Genomic DNA, 17130 nt, shown 5'->3' on the forward strand with positions numbered 1-17130 from the left:
GGGTCAGGAGTGAAGTGACTAGTGATGTCTTCCAGCATGAGCGCAGACCCTATGGCGGGGAAGCTGTAGGGAAGAGAAAAGCTGACCAGCGAAGAGGCTGACCAGCGGGGAGACTGGCCACGTCTAGTGTTAGTGTGGTCAGCTCCCCCTGAATGTTCTGGAAGGTTAGCCTTGCCCTGGCCTGCCAGCAGGGTCGACTTGGTACCTGCTTCCTGATCAAGTCAAGGAAGGACAGCAGTCTTTTCGTTCGCTCGTCCTCACTGCCTGTCTCACTCAATGGAGATGGCCCTGCTAAGGGGACGAGACGGCAGACTCCTCCTTCACTCCTCTGGTGAGCCTCCCATCCTCCTCGCTCTAGCGACGACGCAAAAAAGGAGGTGCACTAATCTCCTTTTCCTGCTCAAGCCGCTCCTGATAGCGGCGCGCCAGACTGCGTAAGCCGCGCAGATCTTCCAGACTACGCTGTGGGCGGGGCAGCGCAGGCGGTCGTAGGGAGGCTGAGGGCACTGCGGAAGCTGCTGACGTCCCCTGAGATGGGGAAGGGCGTGGCGTCAAAGGTGGCATAGGTAGCATCTGATGAGCCGCCCGGGCCGGTTCCGGGGCGCTTGCGCTGTGAGCTGCCTGGCTAGCCTGGGCCGGAGCCTGAAGCTGGGCCGGGCGCGGTGCCCCTGAGATCAGCGCCGGCGTTTGGGCCGTCAAAGGCTCCTCCATACCAGCGGCGATTAAGGTGACACGCAGCGTATCCTGGAGCGTTGGATCAATGACTGCCCCAAATGTAATGTCGGCCGCTTCGTCAACGACGCTACGAATGCATTCGGCAACCTCGTTCACCTCAAAGAGCGTCAGATCCTCTCCGCCGCTAATATTGAACAGTACTCGATGTGCCCCCTTGATAGTCACATTCAGGAAGCCGCCGGCAATTGCCTCCTGGGCGGCCAACTGAGCGCGGTTGCGACCCTTACCCTCGCCGATGCTCATCAAAGCGCTGCCGGCGCCGCGCAGCACATTGCGCACATCGGCGAAATCAACGTTGACGAGCCCTGGTACATTAATGACCTCAGCAATCCCCTGGACTCCCTGGCGCAGGACATCATCGGCGACCTTAAAGGCTTCCGCCAGGCTGCGGTCTCGTGTACTCGACATCAGCAAGCGGTCGTTAGGAACAGTGATCAGGGCGTCGACCTCCTTGCTCAGCTCGGCCAGGCCCTCCTGAGCCACACGGCGACGACGCGCGCCCTCGAAGCTGAATGGGAGGGTCACAATGCCAATGGTCAAGGCTCCCAGCTTGCGGGCAATCGAGGCCACCACTGGCGCGGCTCCGGTCCCGGTGCCGCCGCCCAGGCCGGCGGCGATAAAGACCAAATCAGCATCCTTGAGCGCGGCACGAATCTCCGCCGCGCTCTCCGTGGCTGCGCGCATCCCCACAGCTGCGTTCCCGCCTGCTCCCAGGCCTTTGGTATAGTGATAGCCCAAACTAATGCGCAGCGGGGCCTGTGACAGCTCCAGCACCTGGGCATCCGTGTTCATGGCAATGAAGCGCACGCCCCTGACATTCATATCAATCATGCGATTCACCGCATTCGTGCCTCCGCCGCCTACGCCAGCCACCACAATATCAACATGGCGCGGCTCATCGCAGCGCTCCTCAGTGGGTGTCTGAGCAGCAATCAGCTCCTCTTCCGTATCCCGCTGCTCCCAGCCGGCCAGGGTGTGCTCCTCCCGCATATCCTCTCCCACCTCTACCTCATGTCGGAGTACGGCCCAGCGGTTCGCCTGCTCATCGTAGATATCTGACCCCTCGTTCACCGCGTGTGCTTGGCGGTCCCAGGGCCTCCCTCTCTCATATCGATCGCTATGAAATATAGACTGCATGCGGACCCCCGTTTCTCTTCTGTCTGTGAGCGAGCAGCCCTTGTCTGGGTGCTGCGATGAGCAGGTAGTATGTTGCCGAAAGGCGTTCTAAGCGCATTGTAACAAGTGTGTCAAGGGATGGCAAGACGTTCCTTCTTCTTCAAAATGCGATCCCTCTCTATGAGATATTACGAGGAGCGAGGGGGTTAGGCAAAACAGGCGGGGCAATAGTCTCGCCTTCTAACATTCTGCTGGCCGGGCCAGCCTCTCTCCTGCTCATTTTTTATACAATTGAAAGAAAAAAATACAGTAATGAGTAAGAGAAGATAAGAAATGCTTGAGAGGGACGCGCGGAAGCCAAACGGAAACGCCAATCAAGACAGCGGGGGCTGTCTCCCTTCGTACGTACCCGGAACGGGAGAACAGCCCCCACACAGCTCCTCTCCTGCCTTGCTAGAACCTGATCTTCCCCATCTCACGCATCCAGGAGACTGGCGCGCAGGGAATACTCGGGCCTGGTGACAAGACAGGGCACCAGCGATGGCGAGAGGGCGCCGCTTCAGTTCTTTGCCTTCCTGCCGCTGCTATTTAGAATTGGGCGCGTACCAGCTGTTGATGTGGTTGCTGGGGCCGTGGCGGCTGAGGAGGCTGGAACTGTTGCTGAGCGCGGGCTAGCTGCTGCTCTTCACTGGTAGCCAGGGCATGCGTAATCACGCGAATGACGCGCCGGATGTCCATCGGCTTGCGCAAGGGATGAATACCGCGCTGCTGCAGCTCCTCGTAGGGGAGATCGGCGCTCATCATAATAGCTGGGGTTCCACGTGTCTCCTCCATCTCCTGCAGACGATCAAAGACTTCTAAGCCGTTGATATCTGGGAGTTTATAATCGAGGAGGAGAAGGCAGGGGCGGAGGCGCCTGGCCTGCTCCAGGGCACAGGAACCATTTTCGGCAAGAGCTGCCTGATAGGGGGTCTCGCTGTTGATGACCTCCTCCAGAAACTTGCCAAAATCGGCATCGTCCTCGACAATTAGGATAATAGCGCTGCGTGGGCGTTGGGCTGCCGGCGGAAAGACAAGCCCTGACATTGTGTACTCCTTCCCTTTGTCTCTGTCAGCTCAATGGAGAGAGAAAGGATAACCGATAACTACATTGTAGTCTAACGGTTATTCCTATGGATAGGTGACATGATCACAACATTTAACCGCGACGCCCTCTTCTCTCTGAAAGCATACCATCTTCATGCGGGCTTGCACGTTGAATCTGCACCGCTCTTCTTACTCATTATGAAAAAAGATGCCCAGCCTCCCTTCTGACCTGTTCCTTTTGGTCGAGGGGCCAAGCACGTGCCCCAGGGAGAGGGGCACGCCGCATCTGGTTAGGAGGCGAGACGAGCAGCGTAGGTCTCCGCTTGCTCTCCTTCCAGTGTAGCTGCTCGTGCCTAGCATAGAGCAGACACCCCCGTCTTGGGAAGGGGTGAAGGAACAACTGGCCTCTCCTTTTAGGAGACTGACGATGGCAAAGGGGGAGGGACTTGAAGAGTGGCGGGGGACTATGCTATCATGAAAGCGCTGCACCTGTAGCTCAATTGGATAGAGCGCTTGACTTCGGATCAAGTGGTTGCGGGTTCGAGTCCTGCCAGGTGCGCTCTCCCCTCGGGATCACCCGCTCCCTCCGCTTCTCAAGCCCCGCGATGCCACGCGGAAGCAGCGGGCGGAGGCGATGGGGGTCGGCAAGACGACCGTTGCTCCCTGCAACGACCACCTGCCTGCCTCCCCTGGGAACCACCTGCTTCCCGCCTGGTTCCTGTCTCGAGCGTGCCGCGTTCCTGGCCGCTGCCGGCTTGATTCCAACAGCGGCGAGCTGGCAGGTCCGCTACAGAGCAGAAGGCGCCACTTGCTGCGCCTAATCGCCGGCTCTCATCGTGCGCAGACTTGTCGCTGCCCAACCGGCGGGGGAAAACGCTGGAGCGATTGATCATCTCTTGCGCGCGGCATGTGCGCGGTCCGGGCGAGGGGCGCACAGCCCGGGGAAACCCTGCTGTCCTGTGACTGCCAGGCAGCCAGCAAACCTGCCTGCATACAGAAACAAAAGAAAAAAGCACAAGGGGGACGCACCGCTGCGTCCCCCTTATGCTTGTGGCCACGCATAGTGCTGCTGAGGCCGGCGTTGACCACAAGGTCAGGAGAAAGAGACCTGTAGCCCACTGGCCTGAAGGGAGGCGCTGCTGAGAGAGCGATCGATATAAAGCACCACATTGGTCATGACGAGCCGGGGCACCGTACCCCCGGCGGCTAGGATCAGCAGATCAGCCTTATTAGTGAAACTGCTCAGGCCCGTAACGATATCTTGCAAAATCGACGTCTTGATAGAGACGCCAGTCGCTACCGCCGTGCCTGAAGCAGTGATGGTAATGGTCACATTACCCAGATCGCGCGAGATCTGTAACCCCGACATCGTGGTCGAACTAAAAGTCAGTACGGGGTGGAGCGGATCAGGCAAGAGACTCAGATGGGCGTTGGTGCCAATGATCTCGCTGGCTCGCAAGACGATCGAGTTCGGAGCCGTCAAAATAGTCGGCTTCGGCGTAGCAGTAGGCGTCGGCGTTGGAGTGACGGTCACAGTGACCGTAGGACTCGGCGTGACCGTAACCGACGGAACCGCGCTCGGAGTCGGCGCCGCTGTGGCCGTTTCGCCAGGCGTGGGGGTCGCCCGTGGCGTCGGTGTAGGCGTAGGGGTTGGTGGGTCAACCGTTGGCGTAGGAGTCGGCGTGCGATGATGACACGGGATCAGCGGCGGCAGACAGAATTGCGGCCCGGCCTGCGGCACGAGCCCAGGACCAGCGGCAAAGGCAACCTGGCTACCCGCTGCAAAGGCTGGAAGCAAGAACACCAGAAAAGAGCAGAGTGCGCCGACTTTTCCCCAGAAAGCCAACGTTGCTGGAGAACGCTTCTTCTTCATCGCTTAGCCTGACCTTTTATCTCTGTACGCAACTCATTCGTATGCTAGGCGTATGGACACTGAGCTTGAGAGCATAGGCAGAAAAATAGCATCACAGACTAACGGCATCAAAACCACTGGTGGAATACCAGACAGGGAGGGGCGCAAGTGCAGCCAGCCCCGGGAGCGCCAACTGCACCCGCGCCGTGACAATGCATGGGCCTCGGAGTGAGCGACCCTTCCCTTGCCAGGCTTAGCTGTGAGTAATGCTCAGCGTCAGACCAGGCAGCGTGATGCTGTTAACAGCCTGGTACGGGGAGCTAATCGTAAGATTGGTCAGCGTCGCGCTGGTGGCCGTCTGATCGAAGGGATTGGGACCGGTATTCAGTACCAGATTCTGGAACTGGCCTTCGTCAGCTTGCAGGCCTGTGGCGTCATTGGTCAGACCCGTCACCGTCACCGGCGTGTTCTGACCAGCCTCTAGCTTGACGGTCACCGTGCCCAGCGGACCCAGGCTGATGCTCTTGCTGATCACCAGATCGGTGATAGTACCATCAAGCTGGTTGACAGCTACCGGCGTGCTGTTGTCAGCAGGCGAGATGCCCGGGTAAAGGTGGAAGTTCTTGGCCTGCAACACCTTAGCCTGCACTGTGACCGGCACCGGTGCCGCTGCTGCCAGGGCAATGGCCCCGTTCTCCACCGCTCCCAGCATGCCAAAGAGCACGAGGGCTGCAATGAGCATCACCGACCAGAAGACAGTGCGGTTGGTGCGCCCCACCGGAGGCAGCTCTTCCTCCTCGTCAGTCACCGCCCTGGTCTCAATGGTTTCCACCCGACTGACATCAATGCTTTCTCCTTCGAAAGGCGGCAGGTGAATAGGTAAGCTCGTTTCCTCACGCTCTGGCTCCCGGGTCATTCCGGTGTCGTGCTCTTTTTCCATGAGTCACTCTCCTTTTCAAGTAATACATCACCAGATATATTTATGTATATGCAATCCCGATAACGGGATTACAGGCGAAAGAACGGGGAGAAAGAGCATAGATAATCAAAGCGGCAAATATGCTGACGTCCCGTCCGGCTGGACTAAGCTGCTCAGGCCTGTCCTGCTGGCAGACTCATGGGCGCAGCGTCGCGCGTGCACGTATGCGTGCACCGCCCCGTTTGCTTGCAGCCACCGGACGCCAGGCTACTCCCAGGGCTCCGCCGATGATGCCCAGCAGCATCCCGATCCCAAAGCCGCCAAAGGAAGAAGCGATCAAGGAGACCAGGGCAAGAACCACGCCAATGGCCCCAGTAATGAGCGAGTACGCCGGGACCAGGAGCTGAATCACCCCCATGATGATCAGCAGAGCACCGACAAGGAGGCCTGCCCACAACGTACTGCCAGGAAGCATGGCCAGCCTGATGAGCATGGCAGGACCCCAGAGGACAAGCAGGCCAGAGAGGATTAAGAGGATAGATCCAGCAAAAGGACGTGAACGGCGCCAACGACGGAAGCGGCCCCAGCGGTGCCATTGCTGAATGAGCCGCGCATCCTTGTCTGCTGTGCGCAAGCGCCGGTGAGTGCGCCAGGCGCTGAAGGCCTGGCGTAGTCCTGCCAGCGAGCGTGTCAGCCCGTGAGTACGACTAGAGCGACTGGAGAGGTCAACGACAATAACTTGCTGACCTTCACTCCTGCTGCTTTGCGCGGTACCTTCCGCCTGTGGTTCCTGAGACATCGCCATTGTAGAAACTCCTTTTCCACGCCTCTGCGGTGAAGCGACCTGCCGGTAACCAGCCCCGGCAACCAGGGAAGCAAACGACGCTTAGCAAGTCGAGCGAGCAGGGAATAATGTGATTGACGCTAGAGACAAAGGAGAATGCAGCCCGATCCTCCTGCTGCCTTGCTGGGGAGTGGCCTCGCTCTCGCAGCCTTGAGAGGAGAGAGCGCCACACCCCTCACCTAGACAGCGAGCAAGCGCGGCAACTCCAAAGCCAGGCGCCAGTCGCCGCTAATGCGCAAGCGGCGCGAGAGCAGAGCCTGACGCTGACTCAGGCGACGGTTCGAGAGGCTAGCCCAGTCGTTAGCAGAGCAGCGCAGGGTCAGCCGTGGATTCTCCACGCGGCCCACACCGGTGACCGGAGGCTCACCGGGCTCCAGCTTCAGATAGCGCGGCTGCATATCATCGAAGAGCCACTGGATCGAGGCGCGGATCGGCTTAGAGCGCTGCTGTGACCAGGCGGCTACCAGGCGCATCGAGGTAAAGATCGTCTCCATTGTCTCTTCAGTCACGTGGGGAGCATCGCCGGTGCCTAGAACGCCGCCCTCGATAAACTTAATAATGCGCTCGGCCTGTACCTCGAAGGGATCGTCAAGACCCAGCTTTGCCAGCTCGCTCACTTCATGTGGATCAATGCCTGCGCGGCGCAACTTCGTATGCAGCGAACGCAAGCCGAAAGCAAACATCTCCTGTGGGGTAAAGCCCAGGCAGGTAATGTACGACCAATCGTTATCGGGGGGAGCCAGAACACCAGCTGTCCAGGCCAGAATGCGATTGAGCATCTCAATAGCCGCCTCTTTACAACGGCGGTCTCTGCTCACCAGCTCGCGTAGCAACTGGATACCGAAAGCAATATGGCGGGACTCGTCGCGCGAAACAAAGAAGATACCACGCCCAAGGGCTGGCAAAAGACCGGTGCGCGCGGTATACTCGCGCAAGAAATGCTGTCCGGTGTGGGCCAGCATACCTTCGATCACAATGTGGTAGAGCACCACCCCCTGAGCCAGAAGGGGCAGGCTATGCGGGTTGCGGCGCAGCCGCTCTGCGGCGCGATCCAGCTCTGTAAAGACCTGGACAAAGCCCCAGCTCAGATGAGGACGAACCGCGCTCAGCGTCGTGCTGATATCCTGGCCAAGCTGGCAAACCTCGCGGATAAAGCGATCGAAAAAGACATGATGACGGGCCTCGTCGGCGATTTGTGTCGCGAGGAAGATCTTATCCTCTGGCCGCGGCGCCGGCTCTACAAAGGGCGCCAGCGTCAGGGTAACAGACTCCTCACCGTCGAGGAACATGGAGCAGTTCCAGAGGATAGCGGCCCGCTCTCGCTCACTGTGCTTTTCTCTCCAATCCAGCGCGTCCTGGCTAAAGTCCAGCGCCTTTGCTGACCAGTTCCCTTCCTCCCACAGGCGATAGAGTCGATCTTTCTCAACCGGTGGCGTCTGCTCAGAATCGACGTCGATGAAGCCTTCCTGTTGGACCGGTTCGGTGGTCATGGGTTTTCCCCCCTTGTTCCTGGGTACCTGCCTGCCTGTGAGGGAGGCGCCGCCCCAACAAAGCCGCGTTGGGGACGGCTGGCCCTCGCCAGATCCTGAACCGTCGATAAAATTGACTGACAGTCAGTCAACCTTGTTGTATATGACTATAGCCGGCAATCAGGTGATTGTCAAGGGGAAAACGATCGCCTGGTAAATTATGGTAGTTTCTGCGACCGGATAGGATACCGGGAGCGAGAGCGAGCTACCGCTGTGAACCGGCGTTAGGCGATGCCGAGCGCGTGGCGAATGAAGCTAGAGCATTCGGCGATGAAGACCTCGGGGGAGACGGGCGAATTATAGATGTAGCACTCTTCGGCGGCGTAGTAGACGGTACCGACGATGAGGATCGCCGTCACCTCGGGGTTGATCGTCGGGCTGAGAGTGCCGCGCTGCTGCTCCTGGCGGATGATCTCGGCGATCAGGCCGTAGTAGGGAGCAAAGATATGCTGGCGTTCTGCGGGATGCTCGGTCCAGCAGGTATTGAAGTGCACAATTGCCAGAATATCGCGATACTCTGACATGATCTGGAACGTTTCGGCCACGCTGCGCTCTATCATCTCTTGCAGACTGTGGGCCTCATCATAGGCGCGTCGGAGGGCGGTCTCAATGCGCTCTTGCATTTCGCGGGCGAGCGTCGTCAGGACCGAGGCCTTAGACGGGAAGTACCAGTAGAAAGTTCCCTGGGCCACGCCAGCGCGCGCCACGATCTCGGAGATGGTCGTTGCTTCGAATCCTTTCTCGGCGAAGACCTCGCGCGAGATCCTGAGCAACTCGGCCTTACGTGCTTCGCGATTGCCTCGATTTGCTGCCATTCCCTTCACCTTTGTGCTATCAGTAAAGCAGATCCCTTGCTAGTCTTTTCTAATAGCATAGCATACAAACACGGCCATACGCCAGGTCAAGCCTGTCCTGTAAGCTCACAGAAAAGGACTATGGCCAGCCAGCCGGCAGGGTGGTCCACAGCGGGAGTGAGCGGTGGCCTGGTGGCGCTTGCTGCCGACAGCGCAGGCTGATGCCTGCCTTGGGAAGGTTAAGCGGAGAGGAAGGCTGACCCACCTCGTGGCGCTCCTCGGGTCTAGCCCTCGAAGGGGCCCGCTTCTGGGCACAGATCCGAGCAGGCTGGGAGGTGGGTCGGCGGTCTATGGCTCTATCCGCTACATGTCCGCGTTGTTCCACGTGCAGAGCGGACCTGGGAGTGGGCGGAACAGCTAAGCCTGCACGCCGCCAGAAAGGGCGGTGCTGACCACGACAGTGGGGCAGCCTGTTTGCTCGGCAGGCTGAGATGCCTATGTGCGTACCTGAGCAAACTCTGACTAATGGTTATCGCCCAACTGCACTCTGCTGCCTCCTGGCGCGCGCTGCTGGCCAAGCTGGGCCTGGCTCCGGCGGTCTTGTTTAGACTAAACGCTGACCGCCGTTGAGCCATGAATTAGGGCATCCAGTGTACTTTTCTTCACCCGATAGCCCTGGCGTTTCCCCCGATGGGGAAGCAGGATGGCCTCCAGAGCGCCCGACTTAATCCAGCGTCGCACGGTAGTGTCATCGACGCGCAGCCGCTGGGCGACTTCGCTTACAGTGAGCAGCTCAGGGGGAGGCTCCAGCGTGCGACCTGCTTCCTCGTGGCGTGTGCGTGTTCGTGCCATGTGTTTCTCCTTCCTCCTGAATTCCAAAAAGCACCTGCAGTATTTCCCGAACGGAGCGGCCTCCGTCTTACCACTAGCATACGTCAGTACACAAAGAGGATGTCTGCAGACCGACTCACCTCCGGGTGTGAGTCTGCCGGAGGAGCCTTTTCGGGTGCCCCCTGCCTGACTTTGCATGGCCCTGTCCAGCCTTGCCTGCCTGGCGAGACGGGGCTATGCTAGACGGTGCAGGGCCTGCTGTTGCCAGCTTCCCCATGCTCCTCCCTTATATAATGTTGATGCTCACTTGAAATAATGCGGGTAATATGTTCTGGCAGAAGCGGGCGGTCTGGCGGAGACTGCGGTCTACGCTACGAGGAGGTGAAAGCTATGCCTGCCCAGTTGGCTTCAGGTTCAGGGGCCGGCACGGATGGAGAAAAGGAGCGGCAAACAGGCTGGGCCATCCCCCGCCGACGGCAGGGGGTCCCGGCTTTCACAGAGGAGGATGTTCGCGCCTATCTGGGTGAGCATCCTCCTCTGTACACGATGTTTGGCGCCATACCTGCTGTTGGTAGTGTGCGCTTTCTGTCCAGTGCGGAGGCAGCCTCGCTGCTGCGCCAGGGGCGGGCAGGGCAGGCGCTGGCTGCTCTGCCCCCAGAGCAAGAGCAGGTCTGTCTTGTTGAGCTGCTGGGGCCGTTTCAGATCCATGACCCGCTCCGTCCTCTGGGGCGGGTGGCCCCGATTGCCTCGCGCCTCTACCTGGTGATCGACGCCAGCAATGGGGCACTGCTTACCTGGGCGCCCGTTGATCGATAGGTCCAGACTGGCGACTGCTCAGCGCATCGCGCTCGCGGAAACGAGCCAGGCGAAAGGGCGTGAGCGGGACCAGCGGCTCTTCGCCACAGACCAGGCTGCTGAGTAGTTCGCCGAGCAAAGGGCCAAACTTGAAGCCGTGGCCCGAAAGGCCTGTCGCGAAGGCGACGCGCGGCTCATCAGGCAGGAAGTCGATGATGAAGTCGCCGTCGGGACTCATGTCGTAGATGCATTTGCCAACGTGAGCAAGGTAGGCCCGCCGCAGGGCCGGAATCAGCTCCTCCAGGTCGTGGATGGCCTGACGCACAAGCTGCTGACCGTGGGCAGGCTGCTCTGTTTCATCGGGGTCAATCGCCGGCCCGGTGGCGTGGGATGCCACTTTGAGCCAGGGCAGCCCCTCACCGTTGGCGCTATAGGTACTATGGATAGGCAGCCCATAAAGATCATTGGCCATAAAGGCCGGGAAGTGATGAACACCAAAGCTAGAGAGCGGTAGACCTCCAAAATAGAGCAGATACTGACGAGTGGTCTGGACGGGTAAATGGAGATCGCCAAGCAGACGATGTACCCACGGCCCGGTCGCCAGCACGACGCGATCCGCGCTGATGGTGGCCCCATCGGCCAGCCAGAGGCGTAGGGGGCGCTGTCGGCTGCTGGCATCGAGGGCGCGTACGCGTGTCCTTTCGCAGATGGTGCCTCCCAGCTCACTGACCAGCGCTTTCAGGGCGCGCAGGGCGGTTGAGGCGTGCAGAATACCCGCTTCCAGATTATATGTCAGAAGATCAAAAGCATGGGTTTCAAACTGGGGGAAACGCCGGCGACATTGCTGCTCGGCGAGCCGCTCTGTCGGCAGGCCCAGCGCTCTTAGCGTGCGGTAGCTCTCCAGAGTAAAGCCGTCGTCTTCACGCCCAAGTAAGAGTAAACCTGTGCGCAGATAGAGAGTTCGCTTTGTGAGCTGCTCCAATGCCACCCAGCGACTTAGGCTTAAGATGACCATTTGTGAGTAGAGAGCATTGGCTCCATATTCGAAGCGTAATAGTCGCGAGGCCCCGTGAGAGGTAGAGCGCGGATGGTCAACCACTTCCTGCTCTAGTACGGTGACGTGCTCTATGCCACGGGCCAGCAACGCATAGGCCGTCGCCAGTCCCACGATCCCCGCTCCCACAATGACAAAATGGTCGTGCTTCACGATCGTCTGGCGCCTCCTAGAAATTCTGCTATATGGAATCCTAGTATAGCAGAATATACATTTTTAGTCAATCGATAGCTATGACCCTTTCCTTGTTGAAAAGATAAAGTGGTACACTATAAAGTGTGGCATTGTTTGTATGTACAGTGTAATTCCTTTGTAAGATGAGCATGAGACACATGTCGCCCTGGCTGCTAGTCACAAAGTTGCAAGCGCTGCCCTGCAAGGCGTCTCTCTCTGTTGCCTCTTGAGAAAAACAACGCTAGCGTGATACTATCTTGAAGACAAGCTTCGGTCTGCTGGCAGGGCGGTCGCGTGAGGCAAGCGCGGCTCTGCTGGACGGACGGTCGATGCAACCTGATGCGTACAGGCCAGGCCGATCAGAGTGATGGAGCAACGAGACGTAAGAACCACAGCAGCGGGCCCTTCGGGACGCAGCCTTGCGATTGCACCGACGGCCTTGCTGCGGGGGGAACCATCGTTTCCCTCTTCCAAGTACTATACCTTGCGTTACCTGCTAGCGGCAACTCTGGCGGAGGGGGAGAGCCAGGTCTTCTTTCCTGCGCTCAGCGAGGATAGCGAGGCACTTTTCCGGGGCTGTCGGGCTTTAGGGGCGCAGCTCGATTGGATAGGAGAATCGGGGGAGTGCTTACGAGTGCAGGGGGTGGGACGGCCCCGAGCCGAGGGGGCGGTAACGATCAATGTGGGCAATGCTGGGGCTGTGCTGCGCTTGCTGCTAGGTGTCAGTGCCTGGCTGCCCCAGGTGACTTTTGTGACTGATCAGCCCCAGTCGCTGGGGCGCAGGCCGAATCGCGAGCTGCTACAGGCGCTGGAGTCCTTGGGCGTGCGGGTCGAGGCCCAGGGAGCCGAGGGCTATCTGCCGATTACGCTCTATGGTGGTCATCCACGAGGTGGGCATGTGGCAGTCTCGGGCGCGCGTAGCTCTCAGTATGTGAGTGCCTTGCTCTTTCTGGCTCCTTTACTGAGTGAGCCGTTGACGATCGAGGTGGTCGAGGGCCTGACCTCTCAGGTGATGGTAGAGTTAACGCTGAAGGTGTTGCGTCAGGCCGGCATTGTGATTGAGCATGATGCCGCTCTACGCCGTTTCCTGGTACCAGCGCCGCAGTGCTACCGGGCCGGAAGGTATGTGATTCCTGGCGATTATCCCTCAGCCGCGGCCTTGCTGGCGGCCTGTGCGGCTATGCCCGATCCTGCCAGCGAGCTGCGCCTTGGACGCTTGCCGGCTGGTGAGGAGGATGGCGAAGCGCTGCTGACGACCTTGCTGGCTATGGGCTGCGATCTGCGGCGGGAGGGCGAGACGCTGCTGATCCGTGGCGGACGCCGGCTGCATGGGGTGGAGATGGATGGCAGCCGGGCTATTGACTGTATTCCGGTGCTGGTGGCCCTGGCGTGTTTCGCTGAAGGGCGTAGTGTTTTCTATAACGTGGAAAATCTGCACTATAAGGAGTCAGATCGTATTAATGATCTCTGCGCTGAGCTGCAGCGCGCAGGGTGTCGTGTGACTCCGTTGCCGGATGCCATTGTGGTCGAGGGGCGGCCGGAAGGGGTTGAGGGCGGCGTCTGCGTCGATGGCCATAGTGACCATCGCCTCCTGCAGGCTCTGACGATCGTGGGAATGCGTAGCCGCCGCGGGCTGGTCTTGACCGGGGTGGAACATATTGCCAAGAGCTTTCCGCACTTCTTCTCTGAGCTGCAGCGTCTGGGGGCAGTGGTCAGTCCTGCGCTTTCGTGGTAAACTTTTGTCCAGGTCAATGATCCCTGGCGCAAGTCAGGGGCTTGCCCACAGCCTCGTCGGCCCAGGCTGCCGGCTGGTTGACTGCAGCCCACCCACTGCCCCGTAGAACGGCAGAGCACTGTGAGAAGGCCTGGCCCGTTCCTCGGCGCTGTGAGGGGAGGCCGTTGCTAACCGGCAGGTCGCTGCCTTTGGCCTCACGAGGAGAAGGATGGCCAGAAAGAGGCTGCAATGTCAATCTTCGGCGGAGAGTAAGCGGGGAGTCGCCTTCCTCCCCTGGATATATCCAAGGGGCAAGCGCGGCACGTTATGGATGATAGGAAGCGTTGTTTACCTGAGTCTGCCTGAGTGTTCGAGCAGAGAAAGGACAGAGGGGTGTATCGATACAAAGGCTTTGATAGTGCCCAGTGCGGCGATAGCATCTCCGCCCTTGAGGCGGCCATCAATGCCTGGATGGAGGCCGAGCGCCCCCGCATCCGTCATGTCTGCCAGAGTGTGCTGAATAACCACATCCTGCTGAGCTTTGTCTACGAGGAAATGTCAGAGCTAGAGCAGCGCCTGCCTGCCCAGGCTCAGACGCAGGCTGGGAGCGCTCGCTCTAGATTTCTGGATGAGGATTGCTCAGAAGGGCCTCCGACCAATCCTCAGTTGCCAATTATCCCGCCGGTTGTCCACTGAGCAACCTGGCCCTCGGAGGGGGGAGCGTCTTGCCTCCCGGGCAAGGCATACACTCGGTCTCCGCTGTCGCTTGGCTGCGCTGCCGTGATGGCGAGGGCAGCGCGCGGGTGGGGTGTCTCTGTCTCTGCTGAGATTATGCTCTACTTGCTTCTACTCTGCTCCCCTGGGTCTGTCTTGTTGAGGCCTGCGACTTTGTGGGGAGCGTGCAGCTGTGAGGCTTTCGGGATCTCGCCAGGGGTCCCTGCTGCTGTCTGTGATGAGAGTTGAGTGCAGCAAGAGATGAACCAGGGGAGATGCTTGTCGGCGCTCTGATGAGCGCCGTGCGCGAGGTGCTATGAAGGAACCGTATCTTGTTTATGCAACAGCGCAAGGCGAGGTCCGTGAAGAGCGGGGGCTACGCGCGTTGGCTTTTGATGGAAGCCCTCTGCGGGCTGAGGAGTTGATCCCTTTACCCGATGGGGCGACACTCTCAATGTTGCCTGGTCGCCTGCCTGTGGGGCTGGACGCGGCTGGGCAGCGCCGAACACTGCAGCGGCGCGGAATCTGGGCTCTGGCGGCGCTCTTGCCGATTGGCTATACGCGTACCCATTTGCCGGCCTATAGCAAGGTGCCCGACAGCGGACCTTTACCTTTCTTTGGCTACTGTGCTGTCGCCGGCTTCAAGGGGCAGCTCTTCGCGGCAGCGCTCAAAACGGACGACCCGCGTAAGTGGCATCCACGCGCTTTCCCGCGTCGAAAGCTGGAGCGTCTGGTCCAGGAGAAGCTAGCTGCCTATCCCCATAATCGTATTGTGAAGCAGCATGCTCATTGTGCCCTTGACTACTACTGCCCCACGGCCAGTAACCTCTTTTTTGGGCGCTGGGAGATGGCGATCGCCGTCTCTCCTGGCTGTAATGCTCGTTGCGTGGGCTGTATCTCGAAACAGGAGGAGGAGCAGCTGATCTCGCCTCAAGATCGCCTGACCTTTGTGCCCACGGTGGAGGAGATTGTAGAGGTGGCTGTCCCCCATCTGGAGCAAGCTGAGGAGGCGATTGTGAGCTTCGGTCAGGGGTGCGAGGGGGAGCCGTTGCTCCAGTGGCGGCGCATTGAACAGGCCATTCGCGAGATCCGCCGGCGCACTGATCGCGGTGTCATTAATATCAATACCAATGCCAGCAATCCGCGCTGGCTGCAGCGCCTCTTTGATGCCGGCCTTGATATGCTGCGCGCTAGCACGATCTCTGGCCGCGAGGAGACCTATATGGCCTACTATCGTCCGCTCGGTTATACGCTGGCTGATGTGAAGGAATCGCTCAAGCGTGCGCGCGATGCCGGTGTCTACGCCTCGATCAACCTGCTCTGTTTCCCCGGCCTGATCGATCGTGAGCGCGAGGTGGAAGCCCTGCTGGCCTTTGTGCGAGAAACGGGCCTGCGTTTGATCCAGCTACGCAACCTGAACATTGATCCCGAAGTGCTCTTACCACGTCTCCCGCCGCTTGATACGCTTGGCAAGGCGCTGGGCATGCGTACGCTGATTGAGATTCTGCGCCGGGAGCTGCCCGAGGTTGAGATCGGCAATTTCTCGCGACCGGTAAAGCGGCGCGCGTGCCAGCCTGCTGAGGCCGGCGTGTAGGGGAGGTGCCGCGCATAGCGGGGCGCGATCGGCCCTTCGGCCAGCCAGCCAGCCTGCCTGTGAGATGGTTGGGTTGGTGGTCAGGGGTCTCTGTCTCTATTGGGCCTGCCTGTTTGAGGGGAGTGAGAGGACGAGATAGGCCGGTAGCCGGCCTGGTAGAGAAGACTGCGCGCTGCGGCAGCGACTGGATCGACTCCTAGTTGCGCCAGGCAATCACGGGTAGCACAGCCCTCGGGTGTTCCCAAGTCATGGCCGCGGTAGAAGCAAGGCATGCATGGCAGATCGAGACGCACGACGATAGCGTGGCGTCCCGGCAGATCACCTGTGTAAGGTCCCCAGGCCCGATGATTGGAGAGGCCGAAGATCGCGACGGTAGGGGTGCCGGCGGCGGCTGCCAGGTGCATGACGCCCGCATCGTTCCCGATAAAGAGATCGACCTGCTCCAGCACTGCCGTAGTGACCTTGACGCTGCCTTTGCCGGCGAAGCTACGTGCTGGCAGGCCTGAGCGTAGCAAACTCAGGATGTACTGATGCAGCTCGCGCTCCTCGGGTCCTCCAAGAAGGACCAGTTGTCCGCCTACCTCGCGGTAAAGGGTATCTGCCAGGGCGGCGAAGCGTTCGGGGGCCCAGCGGCGGGCGGTGCTATAGCTACCGCTGCCCGGGTGCATGGCGATAATCGGGCGCGTAAAGGGGTCAGGGGCCTCCTCCATATAGAGCAGATAGCGGGCCTGCTCCCGATCGGTCTCGCTCAGCGGGACGGTTAGACGCCGGTCGCTGGTATGGGCGCCGACGGCTGCGGCGACGGCCAGGTTATAATCAGCTTCATGCATGGCCCCAAAGCCCTCATCTTTGACGCGCACATTGAGAAACCAGCCGTGTCCATTGTCCAGGCCTACGCGCCAGCGCGCTCCTGTGGCGCGTACCAGTAGCTGGTGCTTCAGGCGACCAAAGGGCAGGGTCAGATGGTGGAGCAGCAGTACGGCATCATAGTGGGCACTTCGCAGCCGCCGCCAGAGTGGGTAGAGATGCCTGAGCTGAAGCGGATTGGTCAGAATTTGCTTCGGCGAATCGAACAAGTACTTGTCCAGGACAATGATCTCATCGATGATCTCCCACCCGGTCAGCAGGTCCGCAGAGGCTGGCGTCACGAGTAGGTCGATGCGGGCCTGTGGGTAGGTCTCGCGCAGAGCGCGCAGAGCAGGGGTAGCCAGTAGGAGATCGCCGATGGAGGCCAGCTTGATCACGAGGAGCCGCGCCTCTTCGGGTAGGCGAACTGGCGCCGGCTCGTGGTGTTGCAGCTGCTCTGGCTCTGCAAGTGACTGCTTCAAAAGTGAATGCTGTTGCTGTTGCACGGCTGTCGCGGCCTCCTCTGGTAAAGG

The 17130-nt window shown here is 59.8% G+C and carries 14 protein-coding genes and 1 tRNA gene; 5 read left to right on the plus strand and 10 right to left on the minus strand.

Annotated elements, in window-relative coordinates:
* Positions 1-354 precede the first annotated feature (354 nt).
* Complete coding sequence (gene ftsZ, locus AC6H1L_RS15295; RefSeq protein WP_497598349.1) at positions 355-1806, minus strand: cell division protein FtsZ; 1452 nt, start codon at positions 1804-1806, stop codon at positions 355-357.
* Between the two features lie 633 nt (positions 1807-2439).
* The gene (locus AC6H1L_RS15300) at positions 2440-2937 is read right to left on the minus strand and encodes a response regulator (RefSeq protein WP_497598350.1); all 498 of its coding nucleotides are present in this window, start codon (positions 2935-2937) and stop codon (positions 2440-2442) included.
* 485 nt (positions 2938-3422) lie between these two features.
* Between AC6H1L_RS15300 and AC6H1L_RS15305 the strand changes: the two genes are divergently transcribed.
* Positions 3423-3496 (plus strand) — tRNA-Arg (locus tag AC6H1L_RS15305).
* Positions 3497-4030: 534 nt separating this feature from the next.
* On the opposite strand, the gene AC6H1L_RS15310 is transcribed toward AC6H1L_RS15305, so the two are convergent.
* The 6 genes from AC6H1L_RS15310 to AC6H1L_RS15335 all read right to left on the minus strand — a co-directional run bounded on the left by AC6H1L_RS15310 (position 4031) and on the right by AC6H1L_RS15335 (position 9727).
* Positions 4031-4810 (minus strand): hypothetical protein, encoded by a 780-nt coding sequence (locus tag AC6H1L_RS15310; protein ID WP_497598351.1) that lies wholly within the window; start codon positions 4808-4810, stop codon positions 4031-4033.
* A 232-nt stretch (positions 4811-5042) separates the two neighbouring features.
* Complete coding sequence (locus AC6H1L_RS15315) at positions 5043-5729, minus strand: DUF6230 family protein (RefSeq protein ID WP_497598352.1); 687 nt, start codon at positions 5727-5729, stop codon at positions 5043-5045.
* Positions 5730-5904: 175 nt separating this feature from the next.
* Entirely contained in the window at positions 5905-6513 is a 609-nt protein-coding gene (locus AC6H1L_RS15320) for a DUF6114 domain-containing protein (protein WP_497598353.1), read from the minus strand.
* Between the two features lie 218 nt (positions 6514-6731).
* Positions 6732-8042 carry a ribonucleotide-diphosphate reductase subunit beta gene (locus AC6H1L_RS15325; protein ID WP_497598354.1) on the minus strand — a complete coding sequence of 437 codons (1311 nt, stop codon included), beginning with the start codon at positions 8040-8042 and terminating at the stop codon, positions 6732-6734.
* A gap of 263 nt (positions 8043-8305) precedes the next feature.
* Positions 8306-8896, minus strand: a complete 591-nt coding sequence (locus AC6H1L_RS15330; protein ID WP_497598355.1) for a TetR/AcrR family transcriptional regulator — start codon at positions 8894-8896, stop codon at positions 8306-8308.
* A 588-nt stretch (positions 8897-9484) separates the two neighbouring features.
* Complete coding sequence (locus AC6H1L_RS15335) at positions 9485-9727, minus strand: helix-turn-helix domain-containing protein (protein ID WP_497598356.1); 243 nt, start codon at positions 9725-9727, stop codon at positions 9485-9487.
* A 369-nt stretch (positions 9728-10096) separates the two neighbouring features.
* On the opposite strand from AC6H1L_RS15335, the gene AC6H1L_RS15340 reads away from it, so the two are divergent.
* A complete protein-coding gene (locus tag AC6H1L_RS15340; RefSeq protein WP_497598357.1) occupies positions 10097-10522 on the plus strand; it encodes a hypothetical protein in 426 nt (141 codons plus the stop codon).
* Here AC6H1L_RS15340 and AC6H1L_RS15345 read toward each other — a convergent pair.
* A complete protein-coding gene (locus AC6H1L_RS15345; protein ID WP_497598358.1) occupies positions 10497-11708 on the minus strand; it encodes an FAD-dependent oxidoreductase in 1212 nt (403 codons plus the stop codon). The genes AC6H1L_RS15340 and AC6H1L_RS15345 overlap by 26 nt on opposite strands.
* Before the next feature lie 388 nt (positions 11709-12096).
* On the opposite strand from AC6H1L_RS15345, the gene aroA reads away from it, so the two are divergent.
* The 3 genes from aroA (at position 12097) to AC6H1L_RS15360 (ending at position 15751) form a co-directional block, all read left to right on the plus strand.
* The gene (aroA, locus tag AC6H1L_RS15350; RefSeq protein ID WP_497598359.1) at positions 12097-13464 is read left to right on the plus strand and encodes a 3-phosphoshikimate 1-carboxyvinyltransferase; all 1368 of its coding nucleotides are present in this window, start codon (positions 12097-12099) and stop codon (positions 13462-13464) included.
* 372 nt (positions 13465-13836) lie between these two features.
* A complete protein-coding gene (locus tag AC6H1L_RS15355) occupies positions 13837-14139 on the plus strand; it encodes a hypothetical protein (RefSeq protein ID WP_497598360.1) in 303 nt (100 codons plus the stop codon).
* 334 nt (positions 14140-14473) lie between these two features.
* Positions 14474-15751, plus strand: coding sequence for a radical SAM family protein (locus AC6H1L_RS15360; protein WP_497598361.1), 1278 nt, complete (start codon positions 14474-14476; stop codon positions 15749-15751).
* An 80-nt stretch (positions 15752-15831) separates the two neighbouring features.
* Here the strand turns inward: AC6H1L_RS15360 and AC6H1L_RS15365 are convergent, their stop codons facing one another.
* Positions 15832-17079, minus strand: coding sequence for a glycosyltransferase family 9 protein (locus AC6H1L_RS15365; RefSeq protein ID WP_497598362.1), 1248 nt, complete (start codon positions 17077-17079; stop codon positions 15832-15834).
* Positions 17080-17130 lie beyond the last annotated feature (51 nt).

The sequence above is a fragment of the Thermogemmatispora argillosa genome (genome assembly GCF_059696725.1).

What these genes read in the sequence shown, in the direction of transcription:
- AC6H1L_RS15300 (WP_497598350.1), bottom strand. Translation starts at nt 2,937, where the DNA reads ATGTCAGGGCTTGTCTTTCCGCCGGCAGCCCAACGCCCACGCAGCGCT.
- AC6H1L_RS15310 (WP_497598351.1), bottom strand. Translation starts at nt 4,810, where the DNA reads ATGAAGAAGAAGCGTTCTCCAGCAACGTTGGCTTTCTGGGGAAAAGTC.
- AC6H1L_RS15315 (WP_497598352.1), bottom strand. Translation starts at nt 5,729, where the DNA reads ATGGAAAAAGAGCACGACACCGGAATGACCCGGGAGCCAGAGCGTGAG.
- AC6H1L_RS15320 (WP_497598353.1), bottom strand. Translation starts at nt 6,513, where the DNA reads ATGGCGATGTCTCAGGAACCACAGGCGGAAGGTACCGCGCAAAGCAGC.
- AC6H1L_RS15325 (WP_497598354.1), bottom strand. Translation starts at nt 8,042, where the DNA reads ATGACCACCGAACCGGTCCAACAGGAAGGCTTCATCGACGTCGATTCT.
- AC6H1L_RS15330 (WP_497598355.1), bottom strand. Translation starts at nt 8,896, where the DNA reads ATGGCAGCAAATCGAGGCAATCGCGAAGCACGTAAGGCCGAGTTGCTC.
- AC6H1L_RS15335 (WP_497598356.1), bottom strand. Translation starts at nt 9,727, where the DNA reads ATGGCACGAACACGCACACGCCACGAGGAAGCAGGTCGCACGCTGGAG.
- AC6H1L_RS15340 (WP_497598357.1), top strand. Translation starts at nt 10,097, where the DNA reads ATGCCTGCCCAGTTGGCTTCAGGTTCAGGGGCCGGCACGGATGGAGAA.
- aroA (WP_497598359.1), top strand. Translation starts at nt 12,097, where the DNA reads ATGGAGCAACGAGACGTAAGAACCACAGCAGCGGGCCCTTCGGGACGC.
- AC6H1L_RS15360 (WP_497598361.1), top strand. Translation starts at nt 14,474, where the DNA reads ATGAAGGAACCGTATCTTGTTTATGCAACAGCGCAAGGCGAGGTCCGT.